3 protein-coding genes and 1 pseudogene are annotated in these 4,980 nt (G+C 37.5%); all 4 read left to right on the top strand.

The window, feature by feature from the left end; translation table 11 throughout:
* Nucleotides 1-546: hypothetical protein (locus tag LW137_RS06950; RefSeq protein ID WP_233034869.1), on the top strand; the 546-nt coding region annotated here is incomplete at its 5' end.
* 221 nt (nt 547-767) lie between these two features.
* Nucleotides 768-2,276 carry a BspA family leucine-rich repeat surface protein gene (locus tag LW137_RS06945; RefSeq protein WP_233034867.1) on the top strand — a complete coding sequence of 503 codons (1,509 nt, stop codon included), beginning with the start codon at nt 768-770 and terminating at the stop codon, nt 2,274-2,276.
* Between the two features lie 8 nt (nt 2,277-2,284).
* On the top strand, nt 2,285-4,534 hold the full coding sequence (locus LW137_RS06940) for a BspA family leucine-rich repeat surface protein (protein ID WP_233034865.1): 2,250 nt from the start codon (nt 2,285-2,287) through the stop codon (nt 4,532-4,534).
* 71 nt (nt 4,535-4,605) lie between these two features.
* Nucleotides 4,606-4,980 (top strand): annotated as a pseudogene (locus LW137_RS06935) (hypothetical protein); the annotation flags it as partial.

The following is a 4,980-nucleotide window of genomic DNA, read 5'->3' as shown; positions in this document are numbered from 1 at the left end:
GAAAAAGACAAACTCTTTCCAATTGCAGAAAAAAAGACAAACGAAATTGTTAAAAAGAAATATAAATTCACAGATGAAGATATCAAAGAGGCCACTACTCCACAAGGAGATTATTTCAAGAAAAAGCAATACGATGAGGCATGGAGAGAAGCTTATAAACAAGTTTACGCAGGGTTTGAAGAAAAATACCCCCAAACCCTCTCCAATGGGTGCACATATCACAATCAAGCTTTTGGACCTTATAGAGAATACTTTGAACCCTATTATGAGAAGATCAAAGAGTTTGTAGGGGAAGAAGCATATAAAAAGCTTAAGCTTTCTTTAAAAACCACAAGCTTTTATGAGTGTGGGGATGGGAAAAAAGTCATTATCACAATCTATACAGACATTTTAGATATCTGTACCCAATATGGACTCTTTGGAGATGAGGGAGCAGGTTTTAGACTGACTAATAATGTTTTGATTCAAATTGGAGGATCTAATACCTTTGAACTTAGAAATGGGAAGTTTGAAAAGGTAGATAAGGTAGCAAGGGATTTTCTATGACACCAAAAGAACAAATCACAAAAATCAAAGACTATGCAAATGTAGCCGATGCAAGTTATGCTTTGCTTCATTGTCTCATGCATTCTAATATTCTTCATTCTTAGAAGCTCATGACAAAAGCCAAAGCAAAATACCCCATCAAACCTTATAAGCCCCATAGATAGAAAACTTTGAGTTAAAATTATTCTTTTTGGGTCAAATTTTGGGTCAAAGGATTTACTATGCGATTAAGATATTTTTTCTTGCTCTCTTTTTTCTCCTCTTTATTATTATTTGCAGAACACCAATACTTCCCCAAAGACAAAAAAGAACTTTTGGAATTGCTCAAAAATGAATCAATCAATCTAGACACTATCGACACTAGCAAGATTGTGGATATGAGCTATCTGTTTTGCAGAGCCCAATGGAGCGAGTGCAATGACTCAGCAAAAAACAGAAAGGATTTTGAGGGGATAGGTTCTTGGAATGTAAGCAATGTCAGAAGCATGAGGGGATTATTTGTCAATGCAACACTCTTCAATCAACCCATAGAGAATTGGGATGTTAGCAGAGTTGAAGATATGGGACTAATGTTCCTTGGCGCTGAGAGTTTCAACCAACCCCTAGAAAAATGGAATGTCAGCAATGTCAAAAATATGGTAGGGATGTTTGCCTTAACTCAAGCATTCAACCAACCTCTAGAGAAATGGAATGTAAGCAATGTGGAAGATTTGAATGCAATGTTTAGAGATACAGAAGCTTTCAATCAACCTCTAAGCTCTTGGATACTCAATAGCAAAACCGAAACAGAGGCAATGTTTTACAATGCAAAAGCTTTCAAGCAAGACCTCAGCTCTTGGGGAGAAAAAAATCCTTTTACCCCCGCCCCATCTCCACAGTCTCTAAAGCAAAAAGAGCAGAGTTTGTTTGATGAAGCCTTTGCCCTCATTGGTGTGAATGATAATAAGGCTACACAACTTTTCTTACAATCCCTAAATTCCAAAGAAAAAGAATCTCAAGATGCAAAACTCTATCTAGCCTATCTCTATCTCAACAACCCCAATGCAGATCAAAAAGAAGCCAATCGTCTAGCCAATGAATATGTAGACTCTCTCCTCAAAGACTGCACTCAAGACGACACATCCAATTTCTGTCTAGACTATGCCAAACCCTCCGAGTTTAAAAGCGTTGAAGATATTTTTGAAGTGATTTATTTTTCGGGAGGTTGCTACGCTTATGGGATGATTCTTTCCCATCCTTCCGTTTTCAAATATATGGGAATGTATTATGGAGGCGGTCGAGATGATTTTTTGGGGAGTTTTTGTGGAGATGTGCCACCTCCTTATCAAATCATCTCAATCTCTCCAATCCTAGAAGCAAAGAATTACTCCAAAATCTTAGAATTCCTTGAAGCAAGACCCTATTCTCTTCGAGGAAGCATGAGATTTGGAATTGGGGCAGAGCAAAGAAAAAATGAGCTCATCTACTCTTTCTTTCCCAAATTTGACATCACCTCAAGCTCTAAGTGGGACTACTCTGCCACAGAAGATCCAGATTATCGATATTTTGGATGGATTAAAATGATCATCAATCAATACCCTGATTTACTTGAAGCCTACAACAAATGCATCAAAGACACCCAAGAGTATTACATCAATGTTTTAAAGATTGAGAAGCAAACAGCTCTGGAATACGGAAAAAGGGCTGTTGAACTTCTTTTATTGCAAGAATTACACTACTACACCATTTAGGAGAAAAAATGAAAAGTCTCTTTTTGCCCTTATTGCTTCTCTTGCAAGTCCAAGCAGAAATCCTTTTTGTCCCCCAAAGCAAACACGAGCTCATCGCTTTATTAAAGGATGAGAGTGTAAAACTCAGCACGATTGACGTCAGCAATATCAAAGACATGAGCTATCTTTTCTGTCGCAATTACACTTTTACCAATGAATGCACTGGGATCAATAGAGATTTAAGTGGGATTGAATCTTGGAATGTGAGTAATGTAGAAAATATGGCAGGGATGTTTAGAGGTGCAGAGCTTGAAGAGATTTCTCTCAACTCTTGGGATGTTAGCAAAGTCAAAAATATGCGTTATATGTTTGCAGATACCTTTAATTTTAATTCTCCTCTTGATTCTTGGGATGTGGGAAATGTAGAGAATATGGAGTTTATGTTTTATAACTCTTCTTTCAACTCCCCACTTAATTCTTGGAATGTCAGCAATGTCAAAAATATGATGGGGATGTTTTTTCACAGCTCTTTCAATCAGCCTCTTGAAAAATGGAATGTCAGCAAAGTAGAAAATATGAGCCTAATGTTTTGCAAAAGTGATTTTAACCAACCCCTGAATTCTTGGGATGTCAGCAAAGTCAAAACCATGGGCTATATGTTTTTTCAAAGTCATTTCAACCAACCCCTCAACCATTGGGATGTTTCAAATGTAGAAAATATCGAAGAGATGTTTTTGCTAAGCCCCTTTAGTCAAGACCTAAGCTCTTGGAAAGAAAAAAATCCATTCCTAAAAACCAAGTCAAAAGCCCAAACTCTTTTGGACAAATGCGAACAAGTCACTGCAAAGTTTTGCACCACATATACACCCAGCACCCTCCAAGAGCTTAAAACTCTCATCCAAGACCCAAAAATCCCACTCTCTCAAATTGATGTCAGCAAAATCACAAGCATGAGAGGACTTTTTTATAACAGCCCACGCACAAATAAAGAATTTGAAGGCATTGAGCTTTGGGATGTAAGTAATGTCAAAGATATGAGCTTTATGTTTTTTGGCGCACAAAACTTCAATCAGCCCCTAAACTCTTGGAACACCTCCAATCTCACCAATGCAGAAGCAATGTTTGGGGACGCTTTTGTCTTCAACCAACCTCTAGATAAGTGGGATGTTAGCAAGGTAGCAAATATGACAGGAATGTTTTCTCACGCCCATAAGTTCAACCAATCTCTAAACTCTTGGGATGTTAGCAATGTCAAAAATATGTCGGGGATGTTTTTTGGTGCTAGCAATTTCAACCAACCTCTAGATAAGTGGGATGTTAGCAAGGTAGAAGATATGGAGCAAATGTTCTCAGGCGCACAAAACTTCAATCAGCCCCTAAACTCTTGGAACACCTCAAGCCTCAAAAAAATGCGCGCAATCTTTGAAGAAGCCTACACTTTCAATCAACCCATTGACAAATGGGATGTCAGTAAGGTTACATTAATGGATAGAGTTTTTGAAGAAGCCCGCTCTTTCAATCAGCCCCTAGATTCTTGGGATGTTGGTAATGTAATAAGCTTTGATGGGATGTTTTTTGGTGCCGAGAGCTTCAATCAACCTCTAAACTCTTGGAATGTTGCAAAGGCAATCATTATGGTAGATATGTTTTCCAAAGCCATAGCATTCAACCAACCCCTAGACAAATGGAATGTAAAAAATGTCGAAGATATGAGTTATATGTTTTTCAGAGCCACCTCCTTCAATCAACCCCTCAAAAATTGGGATGTAAAAAAAGTCCAAAATATGTCAGGGATGTTTTATGACGCACAAAACTTCAATCAACCCCTTGAAAAATGGGATGTGAGAAATGTCAAAAACATGCAAGCAATGTTCAAAGGTGCAAGTAGTTTCAACTCAGCACTAGAAGATTGGAATGTCAGCAATGTAGAAAATATGAGTCATATGTTTGAGAGAGCAATAAAATTTGATAAACCTCTAGAGAAGTGGAATGTAAGTAATGTCAAAAACATGCAAGCAATGTTTATGGGGGCAATCTCTTTTGATAGAGCCCTGCAAGATTGGGATGTATTTAATGTCAGAGATATGAGCGAAATGTTTAAAAATGCCACATCCTTCAATCGCTCTTTAAAAAAATGGGATGTGAGAAATGTTAAAACAATGAAAGCGATGTTTAAAGGTGCAAGTAGTTTTGAATATTCCCCATCCAAATGGTGGAATCTTGACTATAAAATCATCGACGAGATGATGAATCAAAGTGCTTGGGAGAAAAACCAATAAAAGCGCTCATTGCAGTCACTTTCTCAGCCCTTTTCTTTCTAGGGTGTTTAGATAAAGATAAAGGAGAAAAGATGAAAGAAACTTATGGAGTCACTACACTTGCAGGGGATAGGGTGGAATTTGATAAAGAAACAAATTTAATCATCCCTAATCCAAACGATGGCGAGAGAATCTTTAAAGAAGAAAAAGCAAAAATGCTCCTAGAAGTAGAGCAAATCCTCACCTCCTCCCCCTACTCTTCCTATACTCCTAGCTATCTTGATCCCAATCTTAACTCTCTTCAAGGAAAGAGGGATCAAGAGTATTTTTTAAATTGGAGAGAGCTTTATTTAAAAGAACCTACTAAAGGAAGTCTTGCTCCTTGGACTAAAGAAGAGAAAGAGTATTATCTTTCTTTGAAGAGTAAAAAAGAAAGATATATCTATCTAGTGCAAAGAAGTGGATTG

Origin of the sequence: Helicobacter kayseriensis (genome assembly GCF_021300655.1) — a bacterium.
GTDB lineage: Bacteria > Campylobacterota > Campylobacteria > Campylobacterales > Helicobacteraceae > Helicobacter_G > Helicobacter_G kayseriensis.
This window is presented reverse-complemented; position numbering and strand designations above follow the sequence as displayed.

Coding starts and splice junctions, on each gene's coding strand:
- LW137_RS06945 (WP_233034867.1), top strand. CDS start 768: ATGCGATTAAGATATTTTTTCTTGCTCTCTTTTTTCTCCTCTTTATTA.
- LW137_RS06940 (WP_233034865.1), top strand. CDS start 2,285: ATGAAAAGTCTCTTTTTGCCCTTATTGCTTCTCTTGCAAGTCCAAGCA.